The sequence below is a fragment of the Xanthomonas sp. LMG 12460 genome, from assembly GCF_009192895.1.
Lineage (GTDB): Bacteria > Pseudomonadota > Gammaproteobacteria > Xanthomonadales > Xanthomonadaceae > Xanthomonas_A > Xanthomonas_A sontii.
Genome location: NZ_NKUH01000174.1, coordinates 1 through 801 on the forward strand (window position 1 = coordinate 1; position 801 = coordinate 801).

Below are 801 nucleotides of genomic sequence, written 5' to 3' on the forward strand. Positions count from 1 at the left end.
GCTGGCCGGGATGCTGCCGTTGCGCGGTTTCCAGCTGCGCCATGCGCGCGGCGGTCATTTCGTCCATGCGCCGCCGGAACACCTCGTTGACCAGGTTTTCCTTGGACCCGAAGTGGTAGTTCACCGCGGCGATGTTGACGTCGGCCTGGCTGGTGACCTGGCGCAGCGAGGTGCCGGAAAAGCCGTGTTGCGCGAACAGTTCCTCGGCCGCACTGAGGATGCGGTCCTTGGTCGAGAAGTGCGCTTGCTTTGCCATGCGGCCGCCAGAATCAATCAAACGATTGTTTGAGTCTAGGCCCGGGCGGTGAGTGCGTCATGCTGCTTTGCAGCACGATTCAGCCTGGCCGTGCAAAGCCGGCGCCGATTGGATAGAATTGTCCATCGCAATTCTGGCTAAGCCCGCGTTTTGACGCGGGTTTTTTTCATGTTAACCTCGGGCCTTCAGTGGCCCGCCCAACGGAGAACTTCCCATGGCGCTGGAGCGCACCCTGTCCATCATCAAGCCCGATGCCGTCGCCAAGAACGTCATCGGCGAAATCTACTCGCGCTTCGAGAAGGCCGGCCTGAAGGTCGTGGCCGCCAAGTACAAGCAGCTGTCGCGCCGCGAGGCCGAGGGCTTCTACGCCGTGCACCGCGAGCGTCCGTTCTTCAACGCGCTGGTCGAGTTCATGATCTCCGGCCCGGTGATGATCCAGGCGCTGGAAGGCGAGAACGCCGTGGCCGCGCACCGCGACCTGCTGGGCGCCACCAACCCGAAGGACGCCGCGCCGGGCACCATCCGCGCCGACTTCGCCGATTCGA

General features: G+C 63.7%; 2 protein-coding genes. One reads left to right on the top strand and one right to left on the bottom strand.

From position 1 onward, the window contains the following. Nucleotides 1-256: TetR family transcriptional regulator (locus CEK66_RS20265; protein WP_152238075.1), on the bottom strand; the 256-nt coding region annotated here is incomplete at its 3' end. Between the two features lie 214 nt (nt 257-470). On the opposite strand from CEK66_RS20265, the gene ndk reads away from it, so the two are divergent. Continuing rightward, nucleotides 471-801, top strand: a 331-nt coding sequence (gene ndk, locus CEK66_RS20270) for a nucleoside-diphosphate kinase (RefSeq protein ID WP_152238076.1), incomplete at its 3' end; no start/stop codon positions are given.